Below are 16555 nucleotides of genomic sequence, written 5' to 3' on the forward strand. Positions count from 1 at the left end.
TCGGCATGCCATTGCAAGGGATGCTAGCGGATGAGTTCTAGCGCCCACTCTCTCTCCGCAATGTAGCCCACTCTGGGTTTGAGGTTGTGCGGGGTGCGACCGTGCTCGGGGGTGCGAAATCCTCTGATCTCACCCATCATTATTGCCCGGATGGTTATAGCTGGCTGTTCACATGCATCGGAATACTGCCGGATCTAGTGAACGTGCGGGTCTCAATGTTTGATGATCTGGACTGGTGTCGCCCGTTCATTTAGACCCAGACCTCCGCAAGCTTAGCCGCAAATTCAAAACGCGCACCCGTGTGGATGCGCGTTTTGAATTCGGCAAGCAGACAAGATCAAATGTTGTCTGCTTGCGGCATACCTAGGACGTGGAAGCCTCCATCCACGGTGATGATCTCGCCGCTGGTGCACGCGCCGTAGTCCGAGGCCAAGTAGACAGCGGTGCCGCCCACGGCTTCGAGCGTTGCGTTGTCGCCCAAGGGCGCGTTCGCTGCGGTGTGCTTGAAGGTTTTACGTGCGCCGCCGATCGCTGCGCCTGCCAGCGTTTTCATCGGGCCAGGGGAGATCGCGTTCACGCGGATGCCCTGTTGGCCCAGATCGTTGGCCAGATAGCGGGTGGCCGATTCCAGCGCCGCCTTGGCCACGCCCATGACGTTGTAGTAGGGGGTCACGCGGTTCGAGCCCTGATAGGTCAGGGTCAGCAGCGTACCGCCGTTCGGCATCATCTTGGACGCGCGGCGCGCCACGTCGATGAAGCTGAAGCAAGAGATTTCCAACGAGTGCTTGAAGTTGTCTCGGCTGGTGTTGATGAAGCGTCCGGTCAGCTCGTTCTTGTCCGAATACGCGATCGCGTGAACGACAAAGTCGATGCTGTCCCAACGCTCTTTGAGCGCGGCGAAACCGGCATCCAAGGACGCCTCGTCGGTGACGTCCATATCAACCAGGAAATCCGAGCCCACGCTCTCTGCCAGCGGTTTGACCCGCTGACCGAACGCTTCGCCTTGGTAAGAGAACGCCAGTTCCGCGCCCTCGGCGGCCATTGCGCTTGCAATGCCCCAAGCAATCGAGCGGTTGTTGGCGACACCCATCACCAGACCGCGTTTGCCCTTCATCAAATCAGCCATGTTCTAAAATCACCCCAGATACTTGCTGAGCAGCATGGACCCGTTGGTCCCGCCGAAACCAAACGAGTTGGTCATTACAGTGTCGAGACCCGCGTTATCCACGCGCGCCGTTGCGATCTCTTCGGGCTTCAGCGCGGGGTCCAGCGTTTCGACGTTGATCGACGGTGCGATGAAGTCGTTCTGCAGCATCAAGAGGCAGTAGATGGCCTCTTGGGCGCCGGTTGCGCCCTGGCTGTGACCAGTCATCGATTTGGTCGAGGAGATCAGCGGTGTGTTGCCTTCGCCAAAGACGCGGCGGACCGCTTCGACTTCGCCCACATCGCCCACGGGGGTCGAGGTGCCGTGCGCGTTGATGTAACCAACTTTGCGCTCGGGGTTCAGGGACTGCAGGGCCAGACGCATCGCGCGCTCGCCGCCTTCGCCGCTGGGGGCAACCATGTCGTGACCGTCCGAGGTCGCGGCGTAGCCAGTCACTTCGGCGTAGATTTTGGCGCCGCGGGCCAGAGCGTGCTCTAGATCTTCCAGAACGACGATACCGCCGCCGCCACCGATGACAAAACCATCACGGTCCGCGTCAAACGCACGCGAAGCCTTCTCGGGGGTGTCGTTGTATTTCGAGGACATCGCGCCCATCGCGTCGAACAGGCAGGACAGGGTCCAGTCTAGCTCTTCGCCGCCGCCTGCGAACATCACGTCCTGCTTGCCCATCATGATCTGCTCGGCTGCGTTGCCGATGCAGTGCAGAGAAGTCGAGCATGCCGAGGTGATCGAGTAGTTGATGCCCTTGATCTTGAACGCGGTCGACAGGTTCGCCGAGATGGTCGAGCTCATGCATTTCGGAACCGCAAAGGGCCCGATCCGCTTGGGCGACATGTTCTTCAGAACCGTCTGGTGGGCAGCGAGCATGGAGCTGGTCGAGGGACCACCGGAACCGGCCACAAGGCCGGTGCGCTCGTTCACGATGTCCGACTCTTCAAGACCGGCATCGGCGATGGCCTGCTGCATGGCGATATGGGCATAGGCCGCACCGGGGCCCATGAAGCGCAGGGTGCGCTTGTCTACGTGCTGGGTGACATCAAGGTTGATCGCGCCTGCGATCTGGCTGCGAAAGCCGTATTCCTTCATGTCCTCGTTGGCTGTGATGCCCGAACGGCCAGCCTTCAGGCTGTCCAGAACTTCGGCGGCATTGTTACCAATGGACGATACTACGCCCAAACCTGTGACGACGACGCGGCGCATGGCGCACTCCTCTTCCCTGATGGAAATCGTGATGGATTAGCTCTCGGAGAGAGCGACCTTCATGTCTTTGACCTGATAGATGACTTCGCCATCGGCTTCGACGATGCCATCGGCCACACCCATGGTCAGACGGCGGGTCTGAACGGCTTTGGTGAAGTTCACGCGGTAGGTCAGCATTTTGCGATCGGGGCGGACCATACCGGTCAGTTTAACCTCTCCCACACCCAGAGCATAGCCGCGACCCTGCCAGCCACGCCAGCCTAGGTTAAAGCCGGTTAGCTGCCACAGGCCATCCAGACCCAGACAACCGGGCATGATCGGGTTGCCGGGGAAGTGGCAGTCAAAGAACCACAGGTCCGGTGTGATGTCGAATTCGGCGATGATGTGGCCTTTGCCATGCTCGCCGCCATCGGCAGAAACTTCAGTAATCCGGTCCATCATCAGCATCGGCGGGGCAGGCAGCTGTGCGTTGCCGGGTCCGAACAATTCACCTCGTGCACATTTCAGCAGCTCTTCTTTGTCGAAGCTGGTGGGATAATCGGCCATCGAGGCGGCTCCTTATGATGGTTTTACGGTCATTTCGCGTTTCGCACCCCTTAGCACCCGCGCACAAAGGGTGGCAAGGGCATGACGTGTTGGCACGTCGTTATACGTTCCATTGGACAGCGTATTCGGGGCGTTGAAAAACCCTAGGGAAACGTCCTATATTCCCTTTTAACCCAGAACAGCCCGAGGCAGCATGACTACCACAGCGACAGAACGCGGAACCGACTGGCTTGCGACAGCAGGTCTGCGTCCGACGCGGCAACGTCTGGCACTTGCCGAGTTGCTGGTTGGCGACGGCGAAGATCGCCACGTCACCGCAGAGAGCCTGTATTCCGCCGCGCTGAAGCAGGGGCACAAGGTGTCGCTGGCGACAGTTTATAATACCTTGCGCGCATTTTGCGACGTGGGGCTGATCAACGAGGTGACGGTGGATGGCTCAAAGAGCTATTTCGACACGAACACCCACGACCACCCGCACTTCTACTGGGAAGACGAGGCGCGCCTGACCGACGCCCCTGCTGAGGATCTGGAAATCATCAGCCTGCCCAACGCACCTGCAGGGATGGAAATTGCCAAGGTCGATGTGGTGATCCGTTTGCGCCGCAAGTAAGACGGCACAACAGGGGATATAGCGAAGGGGCCGCGAGGGCCCCTTTTTTAATGCTCCAGAGTAATCTGTAGATCGTCGAGAGTTTTTACGACTTCTTCCCGTGCGATTTGCCAGCTGCGGTTCAGATGGCTGACGGACGCGCCGATGTCGAAATCTGGGTCAGTCTTTAGCCCCGTTTGAGCCGCGGCCAGATCGTGGTGGAAGTCGCTGAGGCCAAAGCTGCCTGCCGAGCCTGCAGTTTTGTGCACCATTGAGGTGATCTCGGCGCGGTGCTCTTCGTCATGTGGCATCGCGGCCATTTCTACGAATACGCCGTCCGTCTCGGTGATAAAGCGCCCGACCAGTCCCGACAAATCCTCTGGCGGCAGATCGCGAGCAAGCGACTTGATCACATTCTCTTCGGGTTCTGCTTCTTCGACGTGGTCAGGGTCAAAGCTGTCATCCTCACCGATCCACTGGTTCAGCGTCTTGGTCAACTCGTTGCGAACGACAGGTTTGTTGAGAACAGCGTTCACCCCCGCATCGATAAAGCTTTGTAGCTCTTCGGGCATGGCGTGGGCAGTGACCGCGATAATCGGCGAATGGGCATTCGGCCCGCCGCTGGCGCGGATGTGCTTTGTTGCGGTGACGCCATCCATACCAGGCATGGAGATGTCCATCAGGATTGCATCGTATAGATCAATGCTGGTCTTCTCTACCGCTTCCAGACCGTTGTGGGCTTCGGATACCGTGTGCCCCTGCGCCTCTAACATCTCGCGCAGAACGCGGCGGTTGATCTCGTTATCCTCGACCATCAACAGGTTCGCACCAGCTTTGACGGTGTTGGCCAGAGCCGCGAATTGAGCAGTATCGTCGTTGGTCTCAGTCTTGACGATGGGCAGGCGGACCCAGAACAGGCTGCCTTCGTCGACTTCGCTCTCGACGCCGATTTTGCCGCCCATCATCTGCACCAGTCGGCGCACGATCCCGAGGCCAAGGCCAGAGCCCTCGACGGCGCGGTCGTAGTTGGCATCCACAGTCTCAAAGTCATCGAACACGCGGTCGATGTCGCTCTCCGGAATGCCGCAACCGGTGTCCAGAATGCGCAACTCCAACTCGGGGCGGCCGTCCATGGTCAGAGGATCTAGAATCTCTGCCTCGACGGTGATCTCGCCGTTTTCGGTGAACTTGATCGCATTGTTCACAAGGTTCAGCAGGATCTGGCGCAGACGGGCGCGATCAGACAGCACGCCTTTGACCGGATCGCCAACCCATTCGTAGTGCAGCTGGTTGTCGTTCTTGCGAGCGAGCGCCAGTTGCGAGGCCAGAACCTCTTGGATCAGACGTTCGGGGTCGAAGCTAGAATTGTTCAGCCCATCAACCTCGGTGTCGAGCTTGGTCAGGTCTAGAACATTGTTGATCAGGTCGAGCAGGACGCGACCCGAGAAGTCCATATTGTCGATGTAGAAGTTCTGTTTGTTGTCGGTGCGGGTCTGACGCAGCAGGTCGAGCATGCCCAAGAGCCCGTTGAGCGGCGTGCGCATCTCGTGGCTCATGATCGCAAGGAAACGGGACTTTGTCCGCTCGCCAGCCAGTGCGCGGTCACGGGCTTCGACCAATTCGCGCTCGGCTTGTTTGCGATCAGAGATGTCGCGGATAAAGCTGACGAAATAGATTTCATCGTCCGAGACAACTTCTTCGATGGACAGTTCTACAGGAAAGATCGCTCCTGATTTGCGCTGTGCCTCAATCTCGATCCGGCCTCGGCCGACCAGACGGGTTTCCCCACGGTCGCGCATGCGCTGCATCCCGATCTCGTGGGCGCGGCGGTATTCTTCGGGAATGATCAGATCTGTCAGGTTGCCGCCAATCACTTCGGCGCTTGTGTAGCCAAAGACCTTTTCAGCGGCGCCGTTGAACTGGTGGATAAAGCCGTCAGTGTCCACCACCAGAACTGCGTCAAGAGAGCTGTCCAAGATGGTCTGCATGCGGGCAGCCAATTGGCGCTGCTCGATGGCGCGGCGTTCATTGGTGCCAGCCAAGCGGAACAGGATTAGGATGGTCACGGCCAGTGCAATCATCATGCCGATGGTCAAAGCCCCCAGCATCTGCATCATGCGCAGCACAGTCTCGCGGGCGACGTTCGAAATCCCGACGTAGTTCTGTAGATTTTCCAGCGATGCGGTGCGGACCAAGTCGCCGATCCGCGCGTCGCGCAATGACAGAGTGGGGAGGCCCGCAGCCAGCATTTCATCGCTGCCGTCGATCAGGGGAATGGACTGATCCAATTCATTTCGGATCACTCCAAAGATGGCGCGCGTTTCTGCGCCGCCTTCGTATTTGTACAGGCCGCGTAGGTTTGAAACCGTGTCCACCCGGCTGTAAAAAATGTCGAACTTCTGGCGCAGGTCACGCAGCTTGGCAGGGTTGTCGCCGTCTGTGCGGGCTTCCTGAAGTGCGGAAGAAAACTTCAGGTATTCGACTTCGAGCTGCGACAGCGTCCAGATCACACTGTCGGACGTCGCGACTTGCAGCTCCTTTTGTTTTTGAAAGACGCTGAGGGTCAGTGCCGTCACAGAAGCCAAAGCAATGCCAATAAAGAGCACGAGCGCGACCATTCGAAGGCCGCGCCCTTTCAGGCGGATTTGCTCTGTCTTGCGCTTGTTCGACACGTCAGGGGTCCTGAATTAGTCCGCGACGTTGATCGAGCGGAGCTGCCAGATGCTGTTCGAGAAAACGACCTCGCTCTGAAACTTGGGGTCCAGATCGTAAGGGTAGACCAGCCACAGGGGGCCTTTGCTGCGGACCGACATTGGTTCGCCGTTCATCTTGGTCGCGATAACAGGCCCGGGGAAGCCGTCGGTGCCTGCGTCCATTTCGATAGAGTAGTCATTCAGCGCGGTGGCCCGCAACTCGGTCGAGCCAGCGCCAACAGCATCTAGGACGGTCTTCAGGCTGGGTCCTTTGAAGGTCGGAGTGCCTTCGGTCCACTGGGTGGTGGTCTCAAAGCTTTCGGTGCCCAGAGCTTCGAGCATTTCGATGTCGAAATCCGCCTGATCGCCGTTGTTGGTTTCTGTGATGTTGCCGGTGACGGTCAGAACAACTTCGCCGGTGGGGGCATCGAGCGCATTGGCCATGGCAGGGGCAAGCCCGAGTGCCGCGATTGCGAAGGTTTTCCCCATGAAATCCATGAAAGACATGACTACGCCTCCTACGTAAAAAATGGCTTCGTTGTTGGCTTATCACGCCACCATAAGGGCGGGCACCTGATCAATGGAGCATTCAGTACCTCCGAAAGGTTGTATTCGGGTCAGAACCATTGCCCCGGTTCCATCAGGCCAAGGTCCATCAACTGTGCGGAATCCCATTCGAATTTTGTTGATGCGTGCCACATAAAACTATGGATATTAAAGGCGCTGCCGGGGTTGCGGCGCAGCGCCTTAGCGGCGCGAAAACTGGCAACTGCGGCTGTCAGGTTGTGATGCCACGGGCAAGAGTACGTATTATACTCCTCGTCGGTGAACGTGTAGTCGCTCAGCAGGGCCACGCCGGGCTTGGCTTTGAAGATAGAGATTCGGTCGATTTTGCGGCGCGGTGCGGGGACATACTCCTCGAACCGCCAGCGTAATCCGCCAAAGAAATCGAGCTGCCGTTCCTTGGGGTGGCGCATGGCATCAGGACGCCCCAAAGCGAAATAGCCTGAACGGTCCAAATAAGCTTCGTCCAGGTTCACGGCATCGGGATGCTCGTTCAGGTCCTTGGCATACAGATCAACCACATAGGTCAGCATCGCATCGCGGCGCTCCTCGGTGTGGAAGGTGACCATTTCGCCAATGGTGCGCGTCTCGCAGAAGGGGAAAAACAGATACTCTGCGTTATAGCAGTAAAAGACCCATTGGCCCTGCATCTGTTCGGACACGGCATTCACGGCGTGGGGCAGGGCGCCGTCAGGCAAGAGGTCGTACATCACGAAATGCACTTTCTCTGCGTCCGGCCCTTCGGTGATGTGGGGTTCGATCTCGATGGTTGGGCCGCCGAAAATCACAACATTCCGAAACCCGAGGCAAAGGTGGTGCAAAATGGTTGAGTCGAGCTCTACCGGATCTTCGGCAAAAATCAGGGCGATGGGACCTTTGGCAAAAATTGCGGTCCCACGTTTCAAAAATTCGTTCAAATTCGCGTAGTTCATCAATTGATCCTATGATGCGATCCCGCCCAAATTGGGTCATTCTGCCTGCCATTGCAAGATAAGCCCCAAGGGGATAAAAGCTGCGCTCAAACTTTCCCCATACAGAACCGGAAGCGCGTCATGGCCGAGCCTAAGAAGCTGTACATCAAAACCTATGGCTGTCAGATGAACGTCTACGACAGCGAGCGGATGGCCGAAGTCATGGACGGGTACGTCAAAACCGAGACGCCCGAAGACGCGGACATGATCCTGCTGAACACCTGCCACATTCGTGAGAAGGCCGCCGAGAAGGTCTATTCCGAACTGGGCCGTTTCAAAAACCTCAAGGCCGAGAAGCCAGATCTGCGCATCGGTGTCGCGGGCTGTGTCGCTCAGGCCGAAGGCGAAGAGATCATGCGCCGCCAGCCGATGGTCGATCTGGTCGTCGGTCCCCAAAGCTACCACCGCCTGCCTGAACTCGAGGCAAAATCGCGTGCGGGTCAGAAACCCGTGGACATCGACTTCCCCGAGGAAGACAAGTTCGAAAAGCTGAAAGGCCGCCCCAAAGCGTCGCGTGGCCCGACCGCATTCCTGTCCGTCCAAGAAGGCTGTGACAAATTCTGTGCGTTCTGTGTGGTGCCGTATACCCGCGGCGCCGAGGTTTCGCGTCCCGTTCAGCAGATCATTCGCGAGGCAAATGATCTTGTCGAGCGCGGTGTGCGTGAAATAACTTTGCTGGGTCAGAATGTGAATGCTTATCACGGCGAAGGTGAAGGCGGCACGTGGTCCCTGGCCAAGCTGATCTGGGAACTGGACAAAGTTGATGGGCTGGAGCGCATTCGTTTCACCACGAGCCACCCCAATGACATGTCCGATGATCTGATCGAGGCGCATGGCACCTGCAAGAAATTGATGCCTTATCTGCACCTGCCCGTGCAGTCTGGCTCTGACAAGATCCTGAAACGGATGAACCGCAGCCACACTGCTGAAGAATACCTGAAATTGATCGAGCGTATTCGCGAAGCTCGTCCTGATATTCTGATGTCGGGTGATTTCATCGTCGGCTTCCCCGAAGAAACCGAAGAGGATTTCCAGGCGACCATGGATCTGCTCGAAGCGGTGAAATACGGCTACGCCTATTCCTTCAAGTATTCCACGCGCCCCGGCACCCCCGCGGCAGAGCGTGAACAGCTGTCCGAGGACGTGAAATCCGAGCGCTTGTCCCGCCTGCAAGCAGTTATCACCCGTCACCAACGCGAGGTGCAGGATGATATGGTCGGCCGCAAGGTAAACGTACTTTTTGAAAAGCCCGGTCGACTAGAAGGTCAGATGGTCGGTAAGTCGGAATATCTGCACGCGGTTCACGTTCAGGCGGATGGATTGACAGCCGGTGATCTGCGTCAGGTGGAAATCACCGAAAGTGGCCCGAATTCGCTGGCAGGTCGCCTCGTCTGATTCGGGCGAGCCGCCTGTCAAAGTGTTGACTGTCCCGTTATTCTCATCATTATGGGGGTAACGGGCTTATTGTTTTCATTCGGACGTGTGTAGCTATTCCCTTAGCCGGATATAAACGATTTTCCCCAATGGATTAGAGATAAGCCTTCGGGTAAGTTTCGTTTAAGGTTCCTATTTGCGAAATTGTTCGGATCGGGGAAGGAAATATGAAAAAAAGTTTGACACGCACTGCTGGCGCCATCGTCGCGGCCTGTACTGCGCTGGCGGCCGGAACTGCATTTGCACAGCAAGGGTACGTCACCAACGAGAACTACGGCGTGCAGCAAGTTCAGCAGGGTGCCACGGTCACTGTTCAGGGTGAGCAGTACATTCCCACGATTTGGATTGACCCCGATGGCTGCGAGCATTGGGTGATGGATGATGGTGCCGAGGGCTACATGAGCCCCCACGTGCGCCGCGACGGAACTCCTGTCTGCCACGAGCGGAACCTGTGCGGCGTTCTGAATACCGACCAGTATTTCCCGACCGATAGCTCGCGGATTACCGCGCCGGGCCGCCAGCGTCTGCAGGAGTTCTTTCAGGGTGCAGATGCCCGCGCTTACATCGTGGCGGGTCACACCGACAGCCGCGCAAGCGACGAATACAACATGAAGCTGTCCCTGCGCCGCGCGAATGCTGTGGCCAAGGTTGGCAATTCGGTCGGCGCGCCGATCATCGACATTCGCGGTTACGGAGAGCGGATCCCCAAGGCTCCGAACGACACCGTTGAGGGTATGGCGCAAAACCGCCGCGTCGAAATCTTCTGCATCCGGTAATGTGAGGAAAACATGAAACTCATCAAATCCCTTCTTATCGGTTCTTGCGTTCTGACCTTGGCAGCCTGCGAAGGCGGTACTTGGGAGGGCGGCTTTCTTGGTGGCAACAACGGCGACATGACCCGTGACCGCGGCATCGACTCCAAAGATCTGAGCCAACTGCAGGCTGGCATCTGGGTTGATCCGAACGGCTGCGACCACTGGATCATCGACGACGGTGTCGAAGGCTATCTGTCTCAGCGTCTCGACAAATACGGCAAGCCCGTGTGTTCCGGTGCGGCCCCGCCGACATATGCAACCGGCGACTTCAAAGAGGGCGCGACCGCTATCATCGGCGACCCGATTTAAAAATCGCAAATGCTTTAAAATTCACAGGAACCCCGGCGCTTTGTCGGGGTTTTTCTCTGTGCGCCTGTCACAATTACGTACCAAGACTTGCGCAGGCCTTCTGAAGTTGGCAGCATCAAGAAAAGACTTAGCGGAGAGCAACTTGAAATTACGCGCCCCGTCCGCCAGCAGAAGTGTGCTGGACCATGGCTGAACTCTTCATTGAATTCGAAGATAACCGTCTGCTGTCAACGCTTTGCGGCGAATACGACAGACACTTGACCCAGATCGAGAAGGCGCTGACCGTTCAGTTGGTCCGCCGCGGGAACCAGATCACCATCATTGGCGAACAAGAGAACGCAGACATCGCGCTAGATGTGCTGGAGACTTTGTACGAGCGTCTGGAAACAGGGCGTCCGGTCGAGCCTGCGGATGTGGACCGCGAATTGCGCATGGACACCCATCCGCCAGAGCCCACACCCAATGGCGATCAACTCGAGATGTTCGGGCGCGGCAATTACGAGATCAAGACGCGCAAGAAGGTCATTGAACCGCGTACCGACGCGCAGAAGGCCTATGTGAAGTCCTTGTTCGAGAATGAACTCGCCTTTGGCATCGGTCCCGCAGGCACCGGTAAAACGTACTTGGCTGTGGCGGTCGGCGTGTCGATGTTCATCGATGGCAAAGTGGATCGCATCATCCTGTCCCGTCCCGCAGTCGAGGCAGGGGAGCGTTTGGGCTTTTTGCCCGGCGCGATGGAGGACAAGGTCGATCCCTACATGCAGCCGCTTTATGACGCTCTGAACGACTTCTTGCCCGGAAAGCAGCTTGCCAAGCTGAAAGAAGAAAAGAAGATCGAGATCGCGCCGCTGGCCTTTATGCGTGGCCGGACGCTGTCGAACGCCTTTGTGGTGCTGGACGAGGCGCAAAACGCCACGACCATGCAGATGAAGATGTTCCTGACTCGGCTTGGCGAAGGCAGCCGCATGGTGATCACCGGCGACCGTTCGCAGGTCGATCTACCGCGTGGTGTCCAATCCGGGCTGTCCCATGCTGAGCAACTGCTAAATGGGATCAAGGACATCAGCTTCAGCTACTTTACTGCCAGCGATGTTGTGCGACATCCTCTGGTGCGCGCGATCATCGAAGCGTATGACGAGGACTCGCAGAAGGCGTTCGAGCGCCAGCAGCAGCGTCAGCAGCAACAGTAGGGCACAGCATGATCACCGATTGCGTCATCGAGGACGACCGCTGGGAAGAGGTCGGTCTCGAAGAGTTGGCCGAAAAGGCCGCAACCGCAGTCCTGGAGCATCTGGAACTTGGCACGGACGGCTGGGAAATCGCCGTCCTTGCCTGTGATGACGCGCGGATCAAAGAGCTGAACGCCGACTTTCGCGAAAAGGACAAGGCCACGAACGTGTTGTCTTGGCCATCCGAAGAGCGTGCACCTGACGCACCGGGTGAGACGCCGTTTTATCCCGACCTTCCCGATCCCGATGGCCCGCCCGAAGAACTGGGAGATATCGCGATTTCCTACGACACCTGTCTGGCCGAGGCCGAGGCAGGCGGCATTCCGTTCGAGAACCACGTGATCCATCTGACCGTTCATGCGGTCCTGCACCTGTTAGGGCACGACCATATCGATGACATGGATGCAACGCTCATGGAGGGGATCGAAACGGAAATACTTGGCAAAATGGGTATTCCTGACCCATATACTTTATAAAGCAACGGACAGGTTGCGGGTTTTGGAACAGGATTAATGGGCGACACCAACGACGGATCTTCTATCGCAGCGCCAGGCGCGCTTCCGGTGGATGGGGATGAAGCAGCAAGTAACAGCGGATTCCTGCGGAAATTCTTTTCAATCATAGGCCCTTCTGGCGAAGGCGCAGAGGACGGCGAGGACACCCCAGACGGGGGCGCACCCACGGTTGGTCTGGCGAACTTGCGCCGCATGCGGGTCGAAGATGTCGCGATTCCCAAAGTCGAGATTGAAGCTGTCCCCAACGACATTTCCCTCGAAGGTCTGGTCGATGTGTTCCGCGAGAGCGGGATGTCGCGTCTACCGGTTTACGAGGGCACGCTCGACACACCCGTTGGGATGATCCACCTCAAGGACTTTGCCCTGAAGCACGGGTTTGGCGAGACCGAGACATTTGACATTAACGGGCTGATCCGACCGCTGCTTTTCGTCCCGCCGTCGATGACGATCGGGGTGCTGCTGCAAAAGATGCAGACAGAGCGTCGGCACATGGCACTCGTGATTGATGAATATGGTGGTGTGGACGGTCTGCTGACCATTGAAGACCTGATCGAACAGGTCGTGGGCGAGATCGAGGATGAGCACGACACTGATGACGACCAGTTCTGGACGAAAGAGCCGAACGGTCGTTACATCGTACTGGCCAAGACCCCTCTGGACGACTTCGAAGAAGAGCTGGGTCACTCCCTGACTGACAACGAAGACGTCGACGAAGAAGAGATCGATACCTTGGGCGGTTTGATCTTTATGCTGGCGGGCCGTGTTCCAGCGCGCGGCGAGGTGATCCAGCACCCTGCGGGCTTCGAGTTTGAGGTGATTGACGCCGATCCGCGACGCATCAAGCGCATGCGTGTCCGGCCAACACCCGAAGGCGGAGTGGCCGCTGAATGACCCAACGCTTGCGGCGCCTCATGATCGGGTGGGGCGCCCCTTTGATATCTGGCGCCGTGGCCGCGATGGGTCAGGCGCCATTTGATTTTCTGCCCGCTCTTCTTGCGGGTTTCGTGGCAGCTTTGTGGTGGTGGCCTCGATGCGCCTCGCCGAAACAGGCTGCCAAGTTCGGCTGGCTCTTTGGCACCGGCTATTTCGCTGTCACGCTGTCTTGGATTGTTGAGCCCTTCTTGATCGAACCAGAGGTGTTCGGCTGGATGGCCCCTTTTGCGCTGGTCTTTATGGCGGGTGGGCTGGCCTTGTTCTGGGGGCTGGCGGGTTACATCGCGAAAAGGATTGGCGGGCATCCGTTGGCCTATGCGGGAACGCTGGCGCTGGTCGAGCTTTTGCGGGCCTACGTGCTGACGGGATTCCCGTGGGCGCTTGCCTCGCAGGGTTTGGTCAATTGGGGCGCCTATCAGGCCGCTGCTTGGATCGGGCCGCATGGGGTGAATCTGGCGTTTTTGTTGGTCTGTGCGGCGGTGCCTTTGATCGTGCGTCGGCGATGGATTGCTGTGCCTTTGGCGCTGTTAATCGGGGCAGGGGTGTTCTGGCCCGTTCCGAAATCCGATGTGTCTGGCGATCTGCCCATCGCGCGCGTGATCCAACCCAACGCTGTCCAGAGCCAAAAATGGACCGAGGCCAACGTCCGCAAGTTCTTTGACCGCCAAGTTGCATTTACCGCTGCGCCTGCCGATCCGCGCCCCGATTTGGTCATCTGGCCCGAAACGGCTGTCCCCTTTGTTCTGGAATATGCAGGCCCTGCTTTGGGATATGTGGCAGAGCAGGCTGCGGGCAGCGAAGTGCTGCTCGGCATTCAGCGGACAGAAGGGGCGGGGCGCTGGTTCAACTCTGCTATTCTGCTGGATGATGCGGGCGCGCCGGTTGCGGTCTACGACAAATACCACCTTGTGCCCTTTGGGGAGTATCTGCCATTCCAAGCGTTCTTTGACCGCTTTGGTTTGACGGGCCTCGCGGCGTTCGGAGTGGGCGGCTATTCGGCGGGGGACGGGCCCCACGTGTTCGACGTGCCGGGGGTCGGACCGATCCTGCCGCTGATTTGTTACGAGGCGCTCTTTCCTCAGAATGTATTCGGCGCGCCCGAGCGTCCCGCGCTGTTGGTGCATATGACCAACGACGCTTGGTTCGGCAACTTCTCGGGTCCTTATCAGCATCTGGCCATCGCGCGGATGCGGGCGATTGAGTCCGGCATTCCAGTTGTCCGCTCGGCCAATACCGGGATTTCGGCGGTCATCGACGCCTACGGCAACGTGCTGGGGCAGGTTGAACTGAACAGCGCAGGCTATCTGGACCTGCCCGTTCCAACCTCTCGAAAGATGACGCTGTATAGCCGGACGAGTGATTGGCTCGCTATGCTCTTGATTTTAGGAATAGTTGCATCAGCTTTCCAGTTTCGCGGTCCGATTTCCGTTGACGCGGATGCCGGAGAAGCTTAGGGGCCTTTTTCATATTCCTGTCACAACGGCTTCCTGGCGTGACTAGCGACATTTAATGGAGCACTTCAATGACCAGACAGAACTACATCTTCACCTCGGAATCTGTCTCCGAGGGGCATCCTGATAAGGTGTGCGATCGTATCTCGGACGCGGTGCTCGACGCGCTGCTGTCAGCCGAGGAAAACGCGCGCGTGGCTTGCGAAACTTTTGCGACCAGCGGGATGGTGGTTGTCGGCGGCGAAGTGGGCTTGTCCGATCAGGAACAGCTGCGCAACTATATGGGCAGCATCACCCAGATCGCCCGTGATTGCATCCGTGACATCGGTTACGAGCAAGAGCAGTTCCACTGGAACACCTGCCACGTGCTGAACTTCTTGCATGAGCAGTCCGCGCACATTGCGCAGGGTGTGGACCGTGATGGGGCGGGCGACCAAGGGATCATGTTCGGTTTCGCGACCAACGAAACCCCCGAACTGATGCCCGCGCCGATCCAGTACGCACACGCGGTGTTGCGCCGTCTGGCGGACGCACGCAAGTCCGGCGCGGAGCCGACCCTGCGTCCTGACGCGAAGTCGCAGATTTCGTTGCGCTACGAGGACGGCAAGCCGGTGGAAGTGACCTCGATCGTGCTGTCGCACCAGCATGCGGACGAAGCGCAAACCAGCGACGACATCCGCGCGATTGTCGAGCCCTATATCCGCGAGATCATCCCGGCTGAATTGCTGACCGCAAAGACAGAATGGTGGGTGAACCCCACTGGGACGTTTGTGATCGGTGGTCCCGACGGGGACGCGGGCCTGACAGGTCGCAAGATTATCGTGGACACCTACGGCGGCGCAGCGCCCCACGGCGGCGGTGCATTCAGCGGCAAAGACCCGACCAAGGTGGACCGCTCTGCTGCCTACGCCGCGCGGTATCTGGCCAAGAACATCGTGGCTGCAGGGCTGGCGGACAAGTGCACCTTGCAGGTGAGCTATGCGATTGGCGTGGCGAAGCCCTTGTCGATTTACGTGGATTGCCACGGCACAGGGAAAATCGAGGAGGCCGCAATCGAGGCAGCGATTCCCCGCGTGATGGATCTGTCGCCCCGTGGCATCCGCACGCACCTGGACTTGAACAAGCCGATCTATTCGCGCACCGCAGCCTACGGTCACTTTGGTCGCGCGCCCGAAGCGGATGGCGGATTCAGCTGGGAGCGCACCGATCTGGCAGAGGCTCTGGCCCGCGAAATTCGCTGATTTCCGGCGACATCGGGATTCGTAGACGGGGCCCCTTGTGGGCCCTGTTTCGTTTTTGAGTATTTAAGGCAAAAAGAAGCTGGGGCTTGTTTTGGGCAGGGCGCGGCTTTATTGGGCAGGCCATGAGCGACGAGACACCGAAAACACACCCCTCTGGCGCGCCTTGGCGTAACTTCTATGGACGGTTCAAGGGCAAAACCTTGCGGCCGAACCAGAAGGAATTTCTGGAAGAGGATCTGGAGCCTTTGTCCCCCGGTCCGGTCGGTTGGGATGTGAACCCTGACCGCGAGAAGCTGGATGTGGAGGCCATGTTTGACGGACGTCCACTCTGGCTGGAGATCGGCTTTGGCGGCGGTGAGCATCTGGTCCACATGGCGAAGACCTATCCCGATATGGGGATTATTGGCTGTGAGCCGTTCATCAACGGTGTCGCCATGCTGTTGGGGAAAATCCGCGAGGCTGGCGTGACCAACCTGAAGGTGCACCCCGGTGACGCGCGCGATCTGTTTGACGTGCTGCCCGATGGCTGCGTCCAGAAGGCGTTTCTGAACTACCCCGATCCTTGGCCTAAGAAGCGGCACCATCGTCGCCGCTTTGTCACCCAAGAGCACTTGCAGCCCTTGGCTCAGGTGATGGCGCAGGGGGCCGAGTTTCGCGTGGCCACCGATATTCCCGACTACGTTCGCCAGACCATGCAAGAGGTTCCGCAAGCGGGCTTTGAATGGCTGGCCGAAGGGCCGTCCGACTGGCGTGAGCCTTGGGGCGACTGGATTTCCACGCGCTACGAGCAGAAGGCTCTGCGCGAGGGGCGCACGCCCCATTACATGACTTTCCGTCGCCGCTGAGGGCGATAGACCATGCCCTTTGTTTGCGATAACAGAAGGGCGGATTGATTGAACG

General features: G+C 58.3%; 16 protein-coding genes and 1 riboswitch. Of the genes, 10 read left to right on the forward strand and 6 right to left on the reverse strand.

Annotation, left to right across the window (positions count from 1 at the left end; all coding sequences use genetic code 11):
- Positions 1–337: 337 nt before the first annotated feature.
- Genes BM225_RS18020 through fabA form a run of 3 tightly spaced genes read right to left on the reverse strand, consistent with a single transcriptional unit; the run spans position 338 to position 2911 of the window.
- Positions 338–1126, reverse strand: coding sequence for an enoyl-ACP reductase FabI (locus BM225_RS18020; protein WP_072705497.1), 789 nt, complete (start codon positions 1124–1126; stop codon positions 338–340).
- A gap of 9 nt (positions 1127–1135) precedes the next feature.
- Positions 1136–2365 carry a beta-ketoacyl-ACP synthase I gene (gene fabB / locus BM225_RS18025; protein WP_072705499.1) on the reverse strand — a complete coding sequence of 410 codons (1230 nt, stop codon included), beginning with the start codon at positions 2363–2365 and terminating at the stop codon, positions 1136–1138.
- 36 nt (positions 2366–2401) lie between these two features.
- Positions 2402–2911: a bifunctional 3-hydroxydecanoyl-ACP dehydratase/trans-2-decenoyl-ACP isomerase gene (gene fabA, locus BM225_RS18030; RefSeq protein ID WP_072705501.1), complete on the reverse strand. Its 510-nt coding sequence runs from the start codon at positions 2909–2911 to the stop codon at positions 2402–2404.
- A gap of 193 nt (positions 2912–3104) precedes the next feature.
- On the opposite strand from fabA, the gene irrA reads away from it, so the two are divergent.
- Complete coding sequence (irrA, locus tag BM225_RS18035; protein ID WP_072705503.1) at positions 3105–3521, forward strand: iron response transcriptional regulator IrrA; 417 nt, start codon at positions 3105–3107, stop codon at positions 3519–3521.
- Positions 3522–3568: 47 nt separating this feature from the next.
- On the opposite strand, the gene BM225_RS18040 is transcribed toward irrA, so the two are convergent.
- From BM225_RS18040 to BM225_RS18050, 3 genes are all read right to left on the reverse strand, one after another.
- Positions 3569–6172, reverse strand: a complete 2604-nt coding sequence (locus BM225_RS18040; protein ID WP_072705505.1) for a hybrid sensor histidine kinase/response regulator — start codon at positions 6170–6172, stop codon at positions 3569–3571.
- Between the two features lie 15 nt (positions 6173–6187).
- Positions 6188–6700, reverse strand: a complete 513-nt coding sequence (locus tag BM225_RS18045; protein WP_072705507.1) for a putative pterin-binding protein — start codon at positions 6698–6700, stop codon at positions 6188–6190.
- A 110-nt stretch (positions 6701–6810) separates the two neighbouring features.
- On the reverse strand, positions 6811–7689 hold the full coding sequence (locus tag BM225_RS18050; protein WP_072705509.1) for a hypothetical protein: 879 nt from the start codon (positions 7687–7689) through the stop codon (positions 6811–6813).
- 120 nt (positions 7690–7809) lie between these two features.
- Here BM225_RS18050 and miaB point away from each other — a divergent pair, with 120 nt between their 5' ends.
- The 9 genes from miaB to trmB all read left to right on the forward strand — a co-directional run bounded on the left by miaB (position 7810) and on the right by trmB (position 16500).
- A complete protein-coding gene (gene miaB, locus BM225_RS18055) occupies positions 7810–9123 on the forward strand; it encodes a tRNA (N6-isopentenyl adenosine(37)-C2)-methylthiotransferase MiaB (RefSeq protein WP_072705511.1) in 1314 nt (437 codons plus the stop codon).
- Positions 9124–9329: 206 nt separating this feature from the next.
- On the forward strand, positions 9330–9938 hold the full coding sequence (locus tag BM225_RS18060) for an OmpA family protein (RefSeq protein ID WP_083595614.1): 609 nt from the start codon (positions 9330–9332) through the stop codon (positions 9936–9938).
- Between the two features lie 12 nt (positions 9939–9950).
- The gene (locus tag BM225_RS18065) at positions 9951–10286 is read left to right on the forward strand and encodes a hypothetical protein (protein WP_072705513.1); all 336 of its coding nucleotides are present in this window, start codon (positions 9951–9953) and stop codon (positions 10284–10286) included.
- Between the two features lie 185 nt (positions 10287–10471).
- The gene (locus tag BM225_RS18070) at positions 10472–11476 is read left to right on the forward strand and encodes a PhoH family protein (RefSeq protein ID WP_072705515.1); all 1005 of its coding nucleotides are present in this window, start codon (positions 10472–10474) and stop codon (positions 11474–11476) included.
- Positions 11477–11484: 8 nt separating this feature from the next.
- Complete coding sequence (gene ybeY / locus BM225_RS18075; protein WP_072705517.1) at positions 11485–11991, forward strand: rRNA maturation RNase YbeY; 507 nt, start codon at positions 11485–11487, stop codon at positions 11989–11991.
- 36 nt (positions 11992–12027) lie between these two features.
- Positions 12028–12921 (forward strand): hemolysin family protein, encoded by an 894-nt coding sequence (locus tag BM225_RS18080; RefSeq protein WP_072705519.1) that lies wholly within the window; start codon positions 12028–12030, stop codon positions 12919–12921.
- Positions 12918–14417 carry an apolipoprotein N-acyltransferase gene (gene lnt / locus BM225_RS18085; RefSeq protein ID WP_083595615.1) on the forward strand — a complete coding sequence of 500 codons (1500 nt, stop codon included), beginning with the start codon at positions 12918–12920 and terminating at the stop codon, positions 14415–14417. The genes BM225_RS18080 and lnt overlap by 4 nt, the downstream gene beginning before the upstream one ends.
- Before the next feature lie 14 nt (positions 14418–14431).
- A riboswitch (SAM-SAH riboswitch) is annotated at positions 14432–14480 on the forward strand.
- Positions 14481–14485: 5 nt separating this feature from the next.
- Positions 14486–15655, forward strand: coding sequence for a methionine adenosyltransferase (metK, locus tag BM225_RS18090; RefSeq protein ID WP_072705521.1), 1170 nt, complete (start codon positions 14486–14488; stop codon positions 15653–15655).
- Positions 15656–15777: 122 nt separating this feature from the next.
- Positions 15778–16500 (forward strand): tRNA (guanosine(46)-N7)-methyltransferase TrmB, encoded by a 723-nt coding sequence (trmB, locus tag BM225_RS18095; protein WP_072705603.1) that lies wholly within the window; start codon positions 15778–15780, stop codon positions 16498–16500.
- Positions 16501–16555 lie beyond the last annotated feature (55 nt).

The sequence above is a fragment of the Donghicola eburneus genome, assembly GCF_900115865.1.
Classification (GTDB): Bacteria; Pseudomonadota; Alphaproteobacteria; order Rhodobacterales; family Rhodobacteraceae; genus Donghicola; species Donghicola eburneus.

Coding starts and splice junctions, on each gene's coding strand:
- BM225_RS18020 (WP_072705497.1), bottom strand. CDS start 1,126: ATGGCTGATTTGATGAAGGGCAAACGCGGTCTGGTGATGGGTGTCGCC.
- fabB (WP_072705499.1), bottom strand. CDS start 2,365: ATGCGCCGCGTCGTCGTCACAGGTTTGGGCGTAGTATCGTCCATTGGT.
- fabA (WP_072705501.1), bottom strand. CDS start 2,911: ATGGCCGATTATCCCACCAGCTTCGACAAAGAAGAGCTGCTGAAATGT.
- irrA (WP_072705503.1), top strand. CDS start 3,105: ATGACTACCACAGCGACAGAACGCGGAACCGACTGGCTTGCGACAGCA.
- BM225_RS18045 (WP_072705507.1), bottom strand. CDS start 6,700: ATGTCTTTCATGGATTTCATGGGGAAAACCTTCGCAATCGCGGCACTC.
- BM225_RS18050 (WP_072705509.1), bottom strand. CDS start 7,689: ATGAACTACGCGAATTTGAACGAATTTTTGAAACGTGGGACCGCAATT.
- miaB (WP_072705511.1), top strand. CDS start 7,810: ATGGCCGAGCCTAAGAAGCTGTACATCAAAACCTATGGCTGTCAGATG.
- BM225_RS18060 (WP_083595614.1), top strand. CDS start 9,330: ATGAAAAAAAGTTTGACACGCACTGCTGGCGCCATCGTCGCGGCCTGT.
- BM225_RS18065 (WP_072705513.1), top strand. CDS start 9,951: ATGAAACTCATCAAATCCCTTCTTATCGGTTCTTGCGTTCTGACCTTG.
- BM225_RS18070 (WP_072705515.1), top strand. CDS start 10,472: ATGGCTGAACTCTTCATTGAATTCGAAGATAACCGTCTGCTGTCAACG.
- ybeY (WP_072705517.1), top strand. CDS start 11,485: ATGATCACCGATTGCGTCATCGAGGACGACCGCTGGGAAGAGGTCGGT.
- BM225_RS18080 (WP_072705519.1), top strand. CDS start 12,028: ATGGGCGACACCAACGACGGATCTTCTATCGCAGCGCCAGGCGCGCTT.
- lnt (WP_083595615.1), top strand. CDS start 12,918: ATGACCCAACGCTTGCGGCGCCTCATGATCGGGTGGGGCGCCCCTTTG.
- metK (WP_072705521.1), top strand. CDS start 14,486: ATGACCAGACAGAACTACATCTTCACCTCGGAATCTGTCTCCGAGGGG.
- trmB (WP_072705603.1), top strand. CDS start 15,778: ATGAGCGACGAGACACCGAAAACACACCCCTCTGGCGCGCCTTGGCGT.